Source organism: Rhodomicrobium sp. Az07, assembly GCF_018619475.1.
Taxonomy (GTDB): domain Bacteria; phylum Pseudomonadota; class Alphaproteobacteria; order Rhizobiales; family Rhodomicrobiaceae; genus Rhodomicrobium.
In genome coordinates, this window is sequence record NZ_JAHFZG010000016.1 from 1 (window position 1) to 15,983 (window position 15,983).

At 60.7% G+C, this 15,983-nt stretch carries 14 protein-coding genes; 10 read left to right on the top strand and 4 right to left on the bottom strand.

What is annotated here, in order from left to right:
• Positions 1-479: 479 nt before the first annotated feature.
• Together KKP04_RS12000 and KKP04_RS12005 are read left to right on the top strand one after the other, a co-directional pair.
• Positions 480-1,307 carry a MipA/OmpV family protein gene (locus tag KKP04_RS12000; RefSeq protein WP_215031528.1) on the top strand — a complete coding sequence of 276 codons (828 nt, stop codon included), beginning with the start codon at positions 480-482 and terminating at the stop codon, positions 1,305-1,307.
• Between the two features lie 174 nt (positions 1,308-1,481).
• Positions 1,482-2,213: a hypothetical protein gene (locus KKP04_RS12005; RefSeq protein ID WP_215031531.1), complete on the top strand. Its 732-nt coding sequence runs from the start codon at positions 1,482-1,484 to the stop codon at positions 2,211-2,213.
• 52 nt (positions 2,214-2,265) lie between these two features.
• Here KKP04_RS12005 and KKP04_RS12010 read toward each other — a convergent pair whose 3' ends face one another.
• The 3 genes from KKP04_RS12010 to KKP04_RS12020 form a co-directional block, all read right to left on the bottom strand.
• Positions 2,266-3,000 carry an arginyltransferase gene (locus KKP04_RS12010; protein WP_215031534.1) on the bottom strand — a complete coding sequence of 245 codons (735 nt, stop codon included), beginning with the start codon at positions 2,998-3,000 and terminating at the stop codon, positions 2,266-2,268.
• Positions 3,001-3,085: 85 nt separating this feature from the next.
• Positions 3,086-3,970: a M48 family metallopeptidase gene (locus KKP04_RS12015; RefSeq protein WP_251134078.1), complete on the bottom strand. Its 885-nt coding sequence runs from the start codon at positions 3,968-3,970 to the stop codon at positions 3,086-3,088.
• A gap of 232 nt (positions 3,971-4,202) precedes the next feature.
• Positions 4,203-4,883 carry a response regulator transcription factor gene (locus tag KKP04_RS12020; protein ID WP_215031537.1) on the bottom strand — a complete coding sequence of 227 codons (681 nt, stop codon included), beginning with the start codon at positions 4,881-4,883 and terminating at the stop codon, positions 4,203-4,205.
• A gap of 158 nt (positions 4,884-5,041) precedes the next feature.
• Between KKP04_RS12020 and KKP04_RS12025 the strand changes: the two genes are divergently transcribed.
• The 5 genes from KKP04_RS12025 (at position 5,042) to bamA (ending at position 11,637) form a co-directional block, all read left to right on the top strand.
• The gene (locus tag KKP04_RS12025; RefSeq protein ID WP_215031539.1) at positions 5,042-5,302 is read left to right on the top strand and encodes a DUF4212 domain-containing protein; all 261 of its coding nucleotides are present in this window, start codon (positions 5,042-5,044) and stop codon (positions 5,300-5,302) included.
• A gap of 1 nt (position 5,303) precedes the next feature.
• Positions 5,304-7,166: a hypothetical protein gene (locus tag KKP04_RS12030; protein ID WP_215031541.1), complete on the top strand. Its 1,863-nt coding sequence runs from the start codon at positions 5,304-5,306 to the stop codon at positions 7,164-7,166.
• Positions 7,167-7,408: 242 nt separating this feature from the next.
• On the top strand, positions 7,409-8,455 hold the full coding sequence (gene pip, locus KKP04_RS12035; protein ID WP_251134080.1) for a prolyl aminopeptidase: 1,047 nt from the start codon (positions 7,409-7,411) through the stop codon (positions 8,453-8,455).
• Between the two features lie 81 nt (positions 8,456-8,536).
• A complete protein-coding gene (locus KKP04_RS12040) occupies positions 8,537-9,097 on the top strand; it encodes an isoprenylcysteine carboxylmethyltransferase family protein (RefSeq protein WP_215031543.1) in 561 nt (186 codons plus the stop codon).
• A 149-nt stretch (positions 9,098-9,246) separates the two neighbouring features.
• On the top strand, positions 9,247-11,637 hold the full coding sequence (gene bamA / locus KKP04_RS12045; RefSeq protein ID WP_251134082.1) for an outer membrane protein assembly factor BamA: 2,391 nt from the start codon (positions 9,247-9,249) through the stop codon (positions 11,635-11,637).
• Here the strand turns inward: bamA and KKP04_RS12050 are convergent.
• Positions 11,622-12,893 (bottom strand): hypothetical protein, encoded by a 1,272-nt coding sequence (locus KKP04_RS12050; RefSeq protein WP_215031545.1) that lies wholly within the window; start codon positions 12,891-12,893, stop codon positions 11,622-11,624. The genes bamA and KKP04_RS12050 overlap by 16 nt on opposite strands.
• A 422-nt stretch (positions 12,894-13,315) precedes the next feature.
• Here KKP04_RS12050 and KKP04_RS12055 point away from each other — a divergent pair, with 422 nt between their 5' ends.
• The 3 genes from KKP04_RS12055 to KKP04_RS12065 all read left to right on the top strand — a co-directional run bounded on the left by KKP04_RS12055 (position 13,316) and on the right by KKP04_RS12065 (position 15,873).
• Positions 13,316-14,614 carry a glutamate-5-semialdehyde dehydrogenase gene (locus KKP04_RS12055; RefSeq protein ID WP_215031547.1) on the top strand — a complete coding sequence of 433 codons (1,299 nt, stop codon included), beginning with the start codon at positions 13,316-13,318 and terminating at the stop codon, positions 14,612-14,614.
• Positions 14,611-15,240 (top strand): nicotinate-nucleotide adenylyltransferase, encoded by a 630-nt coding sequence (locus KKP04_RS12060; RefSeq protein ID WP_215031549.1) that lies wholly within the window; start codon positions 14,611-14,613, stop codon positions 15,238-15,240. Before KKP04_RS12055 ends, KKP04_RS12060 begins: the two co-directional genes overlap by 4 nt.
• A 408-nt stretch (positions 15,241-15,648) precedes the next feature.
• On the top strand, positions 15,649-15,873 hold the full coding sequence (locus KKP04_RS12065) for a hypothetical protein (protein WP_215031551.1): 225 nt from the start codon (positions 15,649-15,651) through the stop codon (positions 15,871-15,873).
• Positions 15,874-15,983: the final 110 nt, after the last annotated feature.

The following is a 15,983-nucleotide window of genomic DNA, read 5'->3' on the forward strand; positions in this document are numbered from 1 at the left end:
TGATCGTCTCGAAGAACCAGACGGTCCAGAACACCCATGGCTGCCTCCCAAATGACAGCCTTGAATCTGATTTGCTTGCCCTTGGGAATCCCAAGAGTCCACACTTCCTAGGTCAGCCTGCGTTAAATCGGACTCGATTTGACGCAGATTCGGAGAACGTCGACCACACGCTCGGCGCGAATATTCCTCCCGGTTGCGCGCAGTTGTTGACGACGGCTCCGACAGACCGCGCGTCGATTTCTCGAATGTTGCCAGTGAACAATTATCGTTCGCATCGCCAGAAGCTATCAATTCGCCATCGAGTGGTAGAAATTTCCAATCTCTCGCGTAGTATTCGCGACCTGTTGCTGAATTCGATGCAAAAATACAACTTGCGCCGCGCTTCGCTCTTCGCGCTTTCAAATAATACAAGCCTTCGCGCTCTGACTCAGTCATCTTACGGCGAGAATTCTAACGTCAAACGGCAGGGGCGTGGGGCTATGGTGGGATTGAAGCAGGCTGCGGCTTGTGCTGCGTTGCTGGGGTTCGCAGCGAGCGGCGCTCAGGCGGCCGACCTCATCGGTTCGGATGGCGGCTACAAGGACGGCGTGACCGCTCCTTACTGGGTCGTCACAATTGGCGGATATGCCGCTGTCGAGCCGTCTTTCCCCGGCGCGAAGGACACGGACTTCACCTTCCGCCCGATCATCGACATCTACCGCGCGGGCGAACGGGAATGGTTGAGCCTCCCGAACGACGCCTTCAGCTTCACGCTCCATCAGACGAGCAATTTTCGTTTCGGCGTCGCGGGTAATTATATCGACGATCGCAACGTCAGCGACGACCGCCGCGCTCTCGCGAACCTTCAGGACATCGACTACACGATCCAGCTCGGTGGTTTCGCGGAATATTATCCGGTGCCGTTCATCCGCACCCGCGTCGAACTTCTTCAGGGCATCACCGGCGCGGAAGGTTTCGAAGCCAACCTCATGGCTGACTTCATCTATCGCCCGGCCGCGCAGTGGCAGTTTACGGTCGGTCCGCGCCTGAAGCTCGTTTCCGAGGACTATAACTCCGCGTTCTTCTCCACTCCTGTGGGATATGCCGACCTTGTATCCGCCTACAATGCAGGCGGCGGGCTCAACTCGGTTGGCGTCTCCGGTAGCGCGCGCTACGACGTGAACGAGCGCTGGTCGATCCGCGGTTTCGCTGAGTGGAACCGTCTTGAAGGCGACGCAGCCGACAGCCCGCTCGTCAAGCTTCGTGGCGACGAGAACCAGTGGCAGGCCGGGATCGGCGCTGCGTACAAGTTCAACTTCGCATATTAGATGAGCCTGCGTTTAATCGGACTCGATTTGACGCAGAAAAGCCGATCGACAACAGAAAGTTACAGCGTCATGCCGCGTCTGATTTGCGGCGCGACGCTGTAGCCTGTTTGCGCGTCCTTCAACCGTGGAGCGCGCTCCGGGCCCAGAAACGCCAAGCGCCAGCGCCTCCGAGCCTTGGCGTTTTTTTGGTTCGACGGTGAAAGGCGAGAAGCCCCGCCGCGCGACAGTAGATGCGCCATCCCGGGCTGCGTGTATTTCCGAGGGAAAGAGCATTTTGCCGGGTTGCCACGCCGGGCGTCGCCACAATTTCGCACCGGCAACCGTCTATTAACGTTTCTTAACAAAGCGTCGCGCATTGCGGCGCCAGCGACTGGTTTGGCTGTGCCTTTGGGCGCTCACGGCCAAACGAAGTTCGCAAGGCTTGGGGCAAGCGAAACCGGCATGCAGGTCAAAGGGCTTTTCATCGTCCTGTTCGTGAGCGCAAACGCGCCTGCTTTCGCGCAAACCGCGGCATGCGATGCGGAAGCATTCAAGGCGGTCATGGCGAAGGCCAGCACGGCAATCTCCGGCCTGCAAGAGGCGAACGCCAAGGCGGTGCAAGGAAAGCTTCAGACCCTGCGCTCACTGCACAACTGGTCCGACGAAGTCTATCCGGCGAAGGCAACGCCCTTCGTAAAGGATGAAACGACGACAGCGATCGACGCTGCCAACCGCGATCTGCTGGTCAAGGTGCAGTCTTTCGATGCCAACAAGGCCGCGTCTGAAGACGGACGCTGTGCGATGCTCGGCGAGTTCCGCCTCGCCATGGACGAGGTCGTGAAGAACACGGCGGCAAAGTGGCGGCACATGGTGGCCAAACTCGACGCAGCGACATCCTCGGTCATGCAGGCCGGAATGGGCGAATAGTTCGCGCCCATCGGACCTTTCCGGCGCAACTCCTTCGCTTTGGCGGTGCCGCTTACGGCTCGCGACGAACCCATCCAAGCGGCGTCAGGTGCTCCTGAGGGGTGAAGCGTGTCTTGTACGCCATCTTGCGCGAACCGGCGATCCAGTAGCCGAGATAGACATACGGGAGCCCTCGCGCCCGCGCGAATTCGACCTGTTCGAGGATGATGTAATTGCCGAGGCCACGCTTCGGCATGTCGGGATCGTAGAAGGAATAGACAAGCGAAATGCCGTCGCTTAACCGGTCGCAAAGCACTGCGGCGATAAGCGGGCCCTTGCTCTCGCCGTCACGCGGCTTGAGGCGATATTCCGTCAGATAGGTTTCAACCGCGCTGTCCTGGATCATCATCGAATAATCGAGCAGCGTCATGTCGGCCATGCCGCCGTCGGCGTGGCGCGTTTCGATATACGCGCGGAAAAGCGAGAATTGTTCGATCGTGGCGCGACCGGTCAGGCGCCGCGCGCGGAGATCCTCATTCGTGCGCCGGATCTTGGCGAGCGTGCGGTGGGGTTTGAACTCGTCGACGACGATGCGCACCGGCACGCAGGCCGCGCAATGGTCGCAATACGGCATGTAGGCGATATTCTGGCTGCGACGGAAGCCGCCTTTGAGCAGATTATCGATGAGGGCGAGAGGGCGATCCGCAGACAAATGGGTGAAGATCTTGCGCTCCATGCGCCCCGGCAAATAGGGGCAGGGCTGTGGCGCAGTCACGTAAAACTCGGGAAATCGTCGTTTCTGATCCAATGGATTCTGGAGGCTGGCGTGGAAGCCTCACCATTGTGCCGAAAAAAATTCGGTTAAGCCAGACGCAAAAAGGGCAGACAAGAAATTAAAGTTCGCTCCCGTACCGATGGAGTTCCGCACCGTTCGTCTTCAGCCAGATTTTCGCGCGATTATAATGCGGGACGGTGTCGCGGACGAGGCGCCAGAAACTGGGGCCGTGGTTCATTTCCCTGAGATGGGCAACCTCATGCGCGGCGACATAGTCCAAAACAAATGGCGGCGCAAAAATGAGCCGCCATGAAAAAGAGAGTGTGCCGCTGGTGGAGCAGGAGCCCCAACGCGTTGCCTGGTCACGGATCGCAAGGCGTTTGGGCGAGCAGGAAAGCGCTTTGGCGTGTTTATCCACGCAGATTGCGAGATCCTTGCGAACTTCTGCGCGCAGCCAATCGTGAAGGCGGCGCGGGGCGTGCTCGAGGTCGCCGGTTACGGAGAGCACCGGCATTCGCGGATCTACGCGAAAACAGGAGAGGTCGCGCCCGATTTCGGGACGGATAATGGAACAGGGCAACGATTGAGAGTATTCAGGCGTTTCGGTCCACACGATCTGCGTATTGCGCTTCGGTCCGGCGAAGCGAACGCGATGCATCTGGCCGCGCAGTGGAACAAGAGCACCTTCCGCGAAGGGAACGGGTTCCGGCAGGCGTTCGAGTTGCCTTTTCAGCCATTCCGCATGTCGGGCGAGGAAAGCTGTGGCGTCTTCGACACGCCCTCGATTGGGCAGCGTCAGGATCGCGGCGCGCTCGGTATGGCTGACCTTGAGAGAAAATCGCTTCGCGCGCGGCGAGCGTCGCAGTTCCACGGTGCACCCTATGTTGGGAACACGTAGAACAGGAGTTTGCTCAAGAGACATAATTGATGCTGTTAGCATGAGACTTTCGTCAATGCTGCAACGCGGTTTCAATTCTCGGCGACTCGTCAGGAACGATAGCATGGGCCTCGTGAGCAATCTGCGCTTTTTCGGACACAGATTGTATAATAAGCGGTCACCCTATCGTAAACGGATGGCGAAGACCACACACAGATGCCCCCCTGTCGCGCACTTATTATCTACCACCTTTTCGTAGCACCGGTTGCGCTTCCTGCGCGGGCCGCGTTGCATGCCTGTCACGCTTCATGCATCGAGCGGACGTTTCCCCGGAATTCGATTTAGCTGGATCAGGGCCTCAGGCCCCTTCCGTGCCGTCCGCTTCGTCCACGGCCGCGATTCGGTTGACGGCGATCACGGCCTGCGTGCGACTGTCCACGCCTAGCTTCTGCAAGATGGCCGAGACATGCGCCTTTACAGTCGCTTCCGAAACGGAGAGCTCGTAGGCGATCTGCTTGTTCAGAAGCCCCTTGCCCAGCATGGAGAGCACGCGAACCTGCTGCGGCGTGAGCGTCGCGAGCCGCGCGGCCATCTCGCCGAGTTCGTCCGGGGTTCCTTCGTCCTGCATCTCGTCGGTAAACCAGACGCCGCCATCGAGAATCGTCTTCACCGCCTGCCGGATACGATCGACAGGCAAGGACTTGGAGATGAAGCCGGAAGCGCCGAGGTTCGCGCAGCGGCGAATCATGCTCGGATTATCGGTCGCTGAAACGATAACGACCGGAATCTGCGGATGCTGGCTCCGAAGATACATGAGGCCGGTGAGCCCCGACAGCGAGGCAGCGCCCTTCTCGCCCGGCATTTTCAGGTCGAGCAGGACGAGGTCCGCGCCCGGACTGGCCGAAAGCGTATCGAGCAGCTTCTCGACCGAATCCACTTCGGTGATGCCGACGCCGTCCAGGGAAGAGCCGAGCGTCTGCTTGAGGGCATCGCGGAAAAGCGGATGATCGTCCGCAATGATGACATGATAAGCGCTCATCGCTTCGTCGCCATAATCGGGCCGCTCGCGCCGCCCGCCTTTTTCCTGGGACGCGGATCGCGCTTGGCGTGCATGCCTTGCTTGGCTCTCGGTTTCAGATAGGATGGCAAGGACCGGTTCCCGGGGTTGCACTAAAGATGTATTGAGACTGCAAAACTATGTCCGATGACGACTCTAAGCAAGCTTATTGGCGAAGTATCTCGCGGCTCAGTCTCGCGATGACGCTGACGCTCGCCGGGATCATGATTATCTTCCCTTTTTTCATCCCCGGCCTGAACTCGTATCGCTTTCTCCGTTTTCCGCTGGGCTATTTTATCCTCGCTCATGGCGCGGTGATTTTGCTCGCGATCCTGATATACGGCTTCTTTGGCGGGCAGCAGCGCGCGGACCGCGTTCACAACATGACCATCCAATTCTGACATGACGCTCAATTACAGCACGCCCGCCGTAAACCCGAAGCTCGGATCCAGTTTCGCGATCTTCGCGAGCGCGTACACCTGCCTCGTGCTGATGCTCGTGGTGCTCGAACAGCTCGGCCTTTCGACGCTGACCATCGATTACGTCATCGTCGTCGCGCCCGCGCTGTTCTACATCGCCATCGGCTTCATGACGCGAACCATCGCGGTCGACGATTTTTTCGTCGCGGGCGAACGCGTGCCGCCGCTCTACAACGCGCTCGCGCTCAATTCCATGGTGTTCGGCGGCAGCCTGCTCGCGGGCAGCATCGCCGCGTTCTTCTTCATCGGTATCGATGCCATCGCCATTCCGATAGGCCTTTTCGCGGGGCTGGTGCTCATGGCGGTGCTGTTCGTGCCCCACCTCAGGAAAGCGGGCGCGTACACGGTGCCGGGGTTCCTCCATCTGCGCTTCGGGCGAAGAGGCGTCAGGCTCGCGGCATCGGTCTTGATGATCGCGCCGTGCCTCATCGCCATCGTGGCTGAAGTCTCGCTCGGCGGGAAGCTTGTCGGCTACCTTTTGCCGCCCCCCCAGTCGCTCGGCATCGATCTGTCTCCCGCGTCCCTTTTCACAATGCTCGTGGTGGCGAGCATCGTGATTGCCGTCGTGCTGGGAGGCATGCGCGCGGCCACCTGGACGCAATGCGTGCAGTTCGTGGTGGTGCTCGGCCTGCTCGCCCCGCTCATCGTCGTTTCGGTGATGCGCACCAACCTTCCGCTGCCGCAACTCACCTATGGCAGCCAGCTTGAAGAGATCACGCAACGCGAGGCGACGAAGGGCTTCATCGCAGCGACGCGGCCGAATGCCCTGAGCGACGTTCTGCCCGCTCAGACCGCCCAGCCGGTGACACGGCCCGCCGAGCGTATGTTCAGCGCCTTGTCGCCCGTCGATTTCGTTCTCCTGATCTTCTGCCTCGCGGTTGGCGTCGCGGCGCACCCGACCTTCCTTCCGAGGCTTTCGACCACGCCCACAATTCTCGCAAGCCGCCGGATGTTCGGTTGGGTGACGATGATCGGCGCGTTCGTGGTGCTGACGATCCCGGCCTATGCCTTTTTCACGAAAGCGATGGCGGTCGAGGCCCTCATCGGCGTGCCCGTTTCAGACTTGCCTGCCTGGGCGAGAGCCTTGCAGCAGCTTGGTTTCATCACGCTGCCGGGTAACCAGTTCGAACAGCTTGGCGGAGCGCAACGCGTCACCTTCCAGCCTGATAGCCTGGCCCTCATCCTGCCGATGGCGGGCCAGCTTCCGCGCGTGTTCTTCGGGCTCGCGGCGGCCGCGCTTCTGGCGGCGGTTGCGGCCTGTGCCGCCGGGCATCTCGTGGCACTCGCCAACACCGTCAGCGACGACATCTATCACGGAACACTCAAACGCAGCGCGTCGCCCGCTCGCCGGCTCCTCGTGGCGCGGCTGTCGATGATCGTTTTCGGGATTGTCGCTTTCTTTCTGGCGATGGATCGTGTCGATCCATTGCGTTGGGCGATGGTTTCCCTTTCGCTCGCGGCGGGCACGTTCTTCGCGGTGCTCGTGCTTTCGGTGTGGTGGCGGAGGCTCTCCTCCAAGGGCGCTCTGGCGGGAATGGTGGCGGGTTTTGCCGTGACCGCGCTTTATCTGAGTGCCTCGGGCGCGCCGCTGTTCGGTATCGACACGCTCAATGCTGCTGCCATTGGCGTGCCTGCGAGTTTCATGTCGGCGGCGCTCGTGAGCCTGTTCCTCGGCGCTCCCGACGCACAGGCGCAGGAAGCGGCGGAAGACCTTCGCGTTCCCGCAGGCGAGACGCTTCAATCGCGAATGGTGCGGCTGGCGTCGCGCACGAAGCCTTCGCTTTGATGGGCGGCCCGTGGCTCGCCGGTGCTCGTCAAGCAAACGGGGCGATCATCCCGGCGTTCTTTCGCGATTCAATGAAACGCGAGAAGCCTCTACACTGTTGGCCGCAAATCAGACGCGACAAAGCGCTGTAAATTTTTGTTGTCGATCAGCCTCTCTGCGTCAATTCGAGGTCCCGTTTAACGAAGGCTGATCTAGGATGGCGGAATCGGAGGGTTTTCCTCCGGTTTCGCCCTGAGGATCGCATGCGCCAAGCCGAGTCCCCCATGCCGCCCGCGCCCGGCTCGACCGTCGGGCGGCTGCCGCTGTTCCCCGACATCCCGCCCTATCGCACCGGCTGGCTCAAGGTTTCGGACCGGCACGACATCTATTTCGAGGAATGCGGGAACCCGGCCGGAAAGCCTGCCGTCTGGGTCCACGGCGGACCGGGCGGCGGCTGCAATGCCACCATGCGGCGCTATCACGACCCGTCGAAATACCGCATCGTGCTGTTCGACCAGCGCGGCTGCGGGCGATCGACGCCGCATGCGAGCCTCGATGAAAACACGACATGGGATCTCGTCGCCGACATGGAGCGGCTGCGCGAGCATCTCGGCATCGACCGCTGGCAGCTTTGCGGCGGCTCCTGGGGTTCGACGCTCTCGCTCGCCTACGCCGAGAAGCACCCCGAGCGCGTGAGCGAGCTTGTGCTGCGCGGCATCTTTCTGCTGCGCCGCGCCGAACTCGACTGGTTCTATCAGGAGGGAACGAGCTGGCTGTTTCCAGACGCGTTCGAGGCGTATCGGGCGCCGATCCCGCCCGCCGAGCGCGGCGACATGATCGCTGCCTATCATCGGCGTTTGACCTCCAGCGATGCGGCAGAGCGTCTCACCGCCGCGCGCGCCTGGAGCATGTGGGAAGGGACGACGCTTTCGCTGTTCGCCGATGCAGCGCGGGTCAGCCAGTTCGGCAGCGAATTCTACGCCCTCGCCTTCGCGCGCATCGAGTGCCACTATTTCATGAACCGCGGCTTCTTCCGCAGCGACAATCAGCTACTGGAGGATGCGGGCCGGATCGCGCATCTGCCGGGCACGATCATTCACGGCCGTTACGACGTGGTGACGCCCCTGAAGAACGCGTGGGATCTGGCAAATGCTTGGCCGAAAGCGGAACTTCGCATCGTGCCGGATTCCGGGCATGCGGCGAGCGAACCCGGCATCGTGCATGAGATCGTGCGCGCGACGAACGCCTACGCTCCGGGGAACGGAAGCGGAGGCGAGCGCCCGACCATCGGCGGCATTGTGCGGGCTTGACCCGGTCTCGCGATTTGGTGCAAATCGTGCGCAACGCATCTGTCACGCGGTTGATACATTCCTGCTGTAGCGGCTTTCGACATGCCAAGCTATCTCATGTACATCTTCGACGTGGCCGCGGCCGCGCTCGTCACGCTGAACGGCCTCCTTCTGCTGACGGTCTTTTCCGGAAGCTTCAAGCTTTGGCCGACGCCGGCTGAACGAGGCTGGCAGCACTATACCTTCTGGCCCCTGTTTCGGGGCGGCCTCGGGCTGACGCTGCTGTTCTCGATCCTCACGGTCGGGTGGCCGGAGGGCGGCCCCGACGTTTGGCGCTTCCTCGCGGGCATGATCTGCGTGGTGATCGGCTTTGGCTTCACGATCTACGGCTATTTCGATCTCGGCATCGAAAACACCTATGGCGCGGATGAGGGGCTGGTTACGGGCGGCCTCTATCGCTACAGCCGCAATCCGCAATATGTCGCGTCGATCCTCGGCTTTTTCGGAACCGGCCTCGCGAACGGCTCGGCGCAGTCAGCGGTGCTGTGCGGGCTGGCGATCCTCGTTTACGTGATCCTGCCTTATACGGAAGAGCCCTGGCTGGAGCGCGCTTACGGCGACGTTTACGATGCCTACAAGCAGCGCACGCCTCGCTTCCTCTAAAGCCCGTTCCGATCTGATTGAATCGCAATCAGATCGGTAAAACGGTCTCTTTTCTGAAGTTTAGTCTAGAGACGGGGCGTGCGCGAAAGCTGCGTTTCGCGAACCCTCCGGCCACGCTTGCGTCATAAAGCTGAGGCTTCCTTGCCCGCATGGCAAGTTGCAGTGCGGGCGAGGCGCTTCCGTCCTCGTGGAAAGTGAAAGTCGCAGCCGGGTTCGTCGCCTGGCTCCTCGTTTTCGGTGCGTTCGTCGCCGTGACGACCTGTGCGGAAAGCGCGTGGGCGGCTGCGCAAGGTCCAATGATCCGCAGCGTCAAGGTGGTCGGCACGAACCGGATCGAACCGGAAACCGTGCAGCATCATCTCGCGCTGAGGCCCGGCGACCGCTACGACGCCGCGAAGGCCGACGACAGCATCAAGGCGCTGTTCGCGACGGGGCTGTTCCGCGACGCATCGCTCGCCATGCAGGGCGGCACGCTCGCGGTGACGGTGGCCGAAAATCCGCTCGTCTCCCGCGTTGCCTTCGAGGGCGCGAACGATGTCAAGGCCGACACGCTTTCGACCGAGGTTCAGCTCAAGGCAGGCGGCACTTTCTCGAAGGCGCGCGCGGAAACCGACGTGCAGCGCATTCTCGGCGTTTATCGCAGGCAGGGCTACTACGCGGCGCAGGTCGAAGCGAAGACCATCGACCGCGAGCGAGGCCGCGTCGACGTGGTGTTCGAGATCGCCGAAGGGCCGCAGGTCAAGGTCGTCGGCATCAACTTCATCGGCAACGCGTCCGTCTCCGACGCCGAGCTTCGCCGCGAAATCACCACGACCGAGTCCGGTCTCCTCGATTTCCTGCGCAACTCGTCGGTCTACGATCCCGACCGGCTCAATCTCGACCGCGAAATGCTGCGCCGCTTCTACGTGAAAAGCGGCTTCGCGGACATGCGCGTGCTTTCCGCCACCGCCGATATGGACGCGGAGAAGCAGGGCTTCTTCCTCACCTTCACGCTCGACGAGGGCGCGCGCTACGCGTTCGGCGCTCTCGACGTGGAGGCGACCGCGCACGGCCTCGACGCGAAGGCGCTCGCCGCCGCGATCAAGGGCAAGCCGGGCGACATTTATAACGCCGAACTCGTCGAAAAATCCGTTGAGGCGCTGACGAAGGCCGGCGCGGAGGCTGGCGCGCCGTTCGCGCAGGTGCGCCCGCGCATCGACCGCGACCCGGTGCGACGCATCATTTCCGTGGCGTTCGTCGTGGAGGATGGCACGCGCGCCTATGTCGAACGCGTCGAAATCAGCGGCAACACCGCCACGAAGGACGAGGTCATCCGCCGCGAGTTCCGCGTGGCCGAGGGCGACGCCTATAACAAGGTGATCGTCGAGCAAGGGCGCCAGCGCGTGATGCGCACGGGTTTCTTCAAGGATGTGAAGGTCGAGAGGCAGCCGGGCAGCGCGCCCGACCGTGTGGACCTCGCGCTGAAGGTGACGGAGGCCGAAACGGGCAACCTTGGCTTCGCGCTGGGCTATTCCTCGAACGACGGCATCATCGGCGAGGTGGAATATACCGAGCGCAATCTGATGGGCACGGGGCAGTATCTACAGGTGAAGCTGTCGGGCAGCCTCTCCGGCAACGGCGCGTTCAACGTGAGCTGGACCGAACCGCGCTTCCTCGACCGCAACGTGTCGTTCGGCCTCGACGCGTTCGTGAAATCGGCCGACTACAGCGAAAGCGCGGGCTACACGGTTGCGGGCTACAAGGATTTCCGCGTCGGCGGCACCACGCGTTTCGGCTTCCCGATCACCGAGGAATTCTCTACCGGCATCAACTACACGTTGATGATGGACCGCGTGTACGGCGTGGACGACGACGCCTCGCTCGCCGTGAAGCAGATCAAGGGCACGTCGGTCATTTCGTCCATCGGCTACAACATGATCTACGACACGCGCGACAACCGGAAAAAGCCGACGCGCGGCTTCTACTTCAAGGGCACGCAGGATCTCGCGGGCGTGGGCGGCGACGTGAACTACATTCGCTCCACCAGCGAGGCGCGCGCCTATTATCCCATCTCGCAGGAAATCGTGCTCGCGGGCCGCGCGCAGGCGGGCACCATCACCGGCTGGGGCGGGCAGAGCGTGCGCGTGGTCGATGCGTTCTACAAGGGCAGCGAAACCATCGCAGGCTTCAAGAGCTTCGGCCCGCGCGACGCAACGACGGGCTACGCGCTCGGCGGCACGCAATTCTATTCGGCGACGGCGGAACTGCGCTTCCCCCTGCCCTTCGTGCCGACAGACCTCGGCCTCTCCGGCGCGGTGTTCGCGAGCGCGGGCACAATGTTCGGCACCGACGCGGCCAGTTTCGCGAAGGCCTATGCGGCGGCGAACGGCACGTCGAACACGCTCGTCACCACGAATTCATCGAAGCTTCGCGCCTCCACCGGCGTCAGCCTCATCTGGGACTCGCCGCTCGGACCGCTGCGCGCGGATGTGTCGAGCGTGCTGTCGAAGGCCAACGGCGACAAGACGCAGACCTTCGGCTTCGGTTACGCGGGCTGGTGAGGTTCATCATTATTTGCAGTTACGGAAGAAGTAATTATTGTTGCGATGACGCCAACAAGCATCACTATAGAGCATACCGTTGAGAAAATCCCGAATGTGTCGAAACCGCGCAGCTCGTGCAAACCGAACAAATTGAATATGTACGCAGTCAAAACGACCATGAACCATAATACCAATAACATAGCCCCAATAGATAGTATGTTATATAAAACTTCCATCCAGCGCTCCTTTATAGCACCAAAGGCATAAAGAAGCAGAAGCATCGAAGCGATAACACCAACAAAAGAAAGAAATATAATTCCGGCATTAGCTTGGCTGCTATCAATAATGTTGAATATTGAATGATCTGCCAATAAAGCACTCCTCACAGGATAGACCGACGCCTTTGAAATATAAATTATTAGAAAAACACAAAAGGGGAGAGACAAGGCCCTTATAAATAGATTGACGTTAACACTTCTTAAACCGTCGATCACTATCGAAGAAATATTTCTACCGAAGGATATAAAGTAATACGTAACGATCACCGCAGTATTATAAATCAAACTAACAACAACTGCGATTGCATTCGCTAACAGGAGAGGAATTGCCAAAATAGCTCGAAACGTGCCCCCCTTTTTACTTTGCGCAGGAAACAGTGCACCTTTCATAAGCGATAGCGAGGCTGGACGCTTCTGGAGTATTGTTTTAACAAGAGCGTAGAAAACGACCCATAGGATCGTGATCGCAGTGGCTGCATGCCTTATATCAATGAGGTATAGTTTGAGCCCGCTTTCTTTGATTTTCGCGATCACATCGGGAATGAATAACAAACAAAACGCATAAGTCGCACCGCCCGCGATCCAGAATATCCACAAGATAGAGGATATCGTCTTGGGCAATGAACCGGACATGTCACCCCTAACATAACCGAACAAAGACATGGCAAATATTATAGAAAATATACCGAAATAACTGAACATATCGCCAGATACGAAGAAACTATAAAATACGAAAAACAGAAGTGACCCGCCAAAGGCTAGTCGATACAATTCTATATCTTCAGTTGCAACGCCAAGAGCGAACCACCAAGCAACGACCAGCACCAACAGCAAAACGGGCATAGCATCTGATTGGATCGTGATCCACTCTATCTGAAGGTCTTCCACAACAATCAAGGGTGGAAAGGCGCAATAATACACAACCAGTAAGGCAAATGCCGAGAATACCAAAAAAAACGAAAGAAATTTAGAAAAAGTGCTAATAGCTTGATTCAAGACACACCCTCCAAAGACGTGACGGAAAACGAGAAAATATGGTTAAAATTAGTTACTACATGCCTGAAGCAATGGCAACGTGTTAACGCAAACCAAGCCACGCCGAACCTCAAAGCGCCCTCTCCCGATTAAGCGCTCTTTTCGAAGTCAGAAGGTGACGAGCCACTCGACGCCCTTGTCGCCGAGATAATGCAATACTGCGATTGAATATCCATCTCGCCCATCCCCGAGCCGAACCTCGGCGGAGAATGGGGGCAGCACGGAAAGTTGACAAGTGGTTAACGCGCCCGCGCAGCTTGTGCGAAGCTTGCAGCGCGCAGCATGAAAGGCGCAAGCCGCCGTGCGCTTTTATCCGCAGCCGGTTGGCAGAACGAGGCGTTGCGCTTAATAAGGAGCATTGAACTCCGACTTTTACGGACGCCATGACGCTCGCCATCGCCGACACGAAACTCGACCTGCGCCTCTTGAAGATCGAACTCCTCGCCATCGGGCAGGAAGCGCGCAAAGCGGCGCGCGCACTCGCTCTCGCGCCAACGGAGCAGAAGAACGCGGCGCTTTTCGCTGCTGCTGCGGCGCTTCGTGCGCGCTCGGACGACATCCTGCGCACCAACGCCGAAGACCAGGCGGCGGCGCGCGCCTCTGGCCGCCCGGAAAGTTTCATCGACCGCCTGACGCTGACGCCCGCGCGCGTCGAAGCCATGGCGAAGGGCCTCGAAGACATCGCGGCGCTCGCCGATCCCGTCGGCGAGACCATCGCGGCATGGGAGCGCCCGAACGGCCTTCGCATCAGCCGCGTGCGCGTACCGCTCGGCGTGATCGGCATGATCTACGAAAGCCGCCCGAACGTCACGGCGGATGCGGGCGCGCTCGCGCTGAAGGCGGGCAATGCCGTCATCCTTCGGGGCGGCTCCGAGACCATCGCTTCCAACCGCGCGATCCATGGGTGCCTCGTCGAAGGTCTGCTTGCCGCCGGTCTTCCCGAAACGGCGATCCAGCTCGTCGGCACCACCGACCGCGCGGCCGTTGGGCTTCTCCTTGAGGGGCTCGACGGCGCGGTTGATGTGATCGTGCCGCGCGGCGGGAAAAGCCTCGTCGAGCGCGTGCAAAAGGAAGCGCGCGTGCCTGTGTTCGCGCATCTCGAAGGCATCTGCCACGTCTATGTGGACAAGGCCGCCGACGCAGAGAAGGCGCGCGCCATCGTGCTCAACGCCAAGCTGCGGCGGACGGGCGTCTGCGGCGCGACGGAAACGCTGCTGGTTGACGAAGCGGCGGCGGATCGCCTGCTTGCGCCGCTCGTCATTGCGCTTCTCGACGCCGGATGCGAAGTGCGCGGCGACGCGGCGGTTTGCGCGTTCGATGCCCGCGTCGTTCCCGCCACGGAACAGGACTGGGCGACCGAATATCTCGACGCGATCATCTCGGCTAAGGTGGTGCCGGGCGTCGCGGGAGCCATCGCGCATATCGAGCGCTACGGCTCGCACCACACCGACAGCATCGTGACCGAGGATGCCGCCACAGCCGAAACCTTCCTCGCCGAGGTCGACAGCGCCATCGTGCTGCACAATGCATCGACGCAATTCGCGGACGGCGGCGAGTTCGGCATGGGCGCGGAAATCGGCATTGCGACGGGGCGCTTCCATGCGCGCGGGCCGGTCGGCGTGGAGCAATTGACCACCTTCAAATATGTGGTGCGCGGCGACGGGCAGACGCGGCCCGCATGACCCGCTATCCGGGGGTGAGCGAGGCCGATCTGAAACCGCCGCATGCGGTGTCGGGCATGCGCATCGGCCTTCTCGGCGGTTCGTTCAACCCGCCGCACGCCGCGCATCGGCTCATCAGCCTCAACGCCCTGAAGCGGCTCGGCCTCGACCGCGTGTGGTGGATGGTGACGCCCGGCAATCCGCTGAAGGACCACCGCGAACTGGCGCCGCTTGCCGAGCGGATCGCGCATGCTCGCGAGGTCTCGCGCCATCCGAAGATCGAGGTCACGGCGTTCGAGGCGGCCATCGGCACGGCCTATACGGCGGCGGCGCTGCGCCATCTCCGGCGGCGCATGCCGCGCGTGCGGTTCGTGTGGCTGATGGGCGCAGACAACCTCGCCGGCTTCCATCACTGGAACGAGTGGGAGACGATTTTCTCGCTGGTGCCGGTGGCGGTTGAGGATCGCCCGCGCTGGCGGCATCGCGCGCTTGCCTCGCCCGCCGCGCATCGGTTCGCGCGCTCGCGGGTGCCCGAGAGTTGCGCGGCTGCGCTTCCGAACCTGACGCCGCCCGCCTGGGTTTATCTGTCCGGCCCGCTTTCGACGCTGTCGTCGACGGCGCTCCGGGCGCAGCGCGACGACCGTTGAGAGATGGTGCGGGAAGAGCGGCTAGAATAATTTTCGCCCTGGGTCTATAATAACTCTAGCATATGAAAAATTTTGCTTTCTTCGTCGATATTTTCAGCTTTTCGCGGTCGCGTAAGGTTTGCGCTAGAATTGTTGCATATACAGTCGCGCTATCGGAAAATTTGTTGCTCCTTCCGCGCTCTACACCCTTTCACCCGCGAATAAAATCTTTGATCCGAGCGAAGCGCTGTGAGATGTTCTCGCCACATCGCATCGGGCCCGAAAGACAATGCAGAACGAAATCATGCATAGACACTCCCTCCGGCACTTCTCGGCCGTAACCGCGATGTGTTCCCGCGCGTAGCGCTCCAGCGTTTTCCAAGATCTCATCCAGCTTGAAACGCCGGCTTTCCGGCGAAGGGAACTTCCATGTCCGACGCATATGTCATCGAATTGCAGGGTAACGCCGTGGGGATCATCGTGCGGCAGAAGCACGAGCCGAATGCCTTCCGGTTTTTTTCCGCGCTCCACGCCTTCAACGATCTCGAAGGCCGCGAATTTGCGAGCCCCTTCCATGCGGAAAAGGCCGCGCGCGAGTTGTGGCGCCAGCGCCCCTACATCATTCCCATGAGGAAAGGCGACAAGGCAGCCTGACGACATGCCTTTCAAGATTGCGAGCGTCGCCTGCCGGGGGCTGCGGCGCTCAAGCATGCCTACCGGCAACCACGCTGCGATTTCGGCCGCCGCAGCGTGGTCTTTTTTCG

What these genes read in the sequence shown, in the direction of transcription:
- bamA (WP_251134082.1), top strand. Translation starts at nt 9,247, where the DNA reads ATGGCAAGTTGCAGTGCGGGCGAGGCGCTTCCGTCCTCGTGGAAAGTG.
- KKP04_RS12000 (WP_215031528.1), top strand. Translation starts at nt 480, where the DNA reads ATGGTGGGATTGAAGCAGGCTGCGGCTTGTGCTGCGTTGCTGGGGTTC.
- pip (WP_251134080.1), top strand. Translation starts at nt 7,409, where the DNA reads ATGCGCCAAGCCGAGTCCCCCATGCCGCCCGCGCCCGGCTCGACCGTC.
- KKP04_RS12060 (WP_215031549.1), top strand. Translation starts at nt 14,611, where the DNA reads ATGACCCGCTATCCGGGGGTGAGCGAGGCCGATCTGAAACCGCCGCAT.
- KKP04_RS12065 (WP_215031551.1), top strand. Translation starts at nt 15,649, where the DNA reads ATGTCCGACGCATATGTCATCGAATTGCAGGGTAACGCCGTGGGGATC.
- KKP04_RS12030 (WP_215031541.1), top strand. Translation starts at nt 5,304, where the DNA reads ATGACGCTCAATTACAGCACGCCCGCCGTAAACCCGAAGCTCGGATCC.
- KKP04_RS12055 (WP_215031547.1), top strand. Translation starts at nt 13,316, where the DNA reads ATGACGCTCGCCATCGCCGACACGAAACTCGACCTGCGCCTCTTGAAG.
- KKP04_RS12015 (WP_251134078.1), bottom strand. Translation starts at nt 3,970, where the DNA reads ATGCTATCGTTCCTGACGAGTCGCCGAGAATTGAAACCGCGTTGCAGC.
- KKP04_RS12040 (WP_215031543.1), top strand. Translation starts at nt 8,537, where the DNA reads ATGCCAAGCTATCTCATGTACATCTTCGACGTGGCCGCGGCCGCGCTC.
- KKP04_RS12025 (WP_215031539.1), top strand. Translation starts at nt 5,042, where the DNA reads ATGTCCGATGACGACTCTAAGCAAGCTTATTGGCGAAGTATCTCGCGG.
- KKP04_RS12020 (WP_215031537.1), bottom strand. Translation starts at nt 4,883, where the DNA reads ATGAGCGCTTATCATGTCATCATTGCGGACGATCATCCGCTTTTCCGC.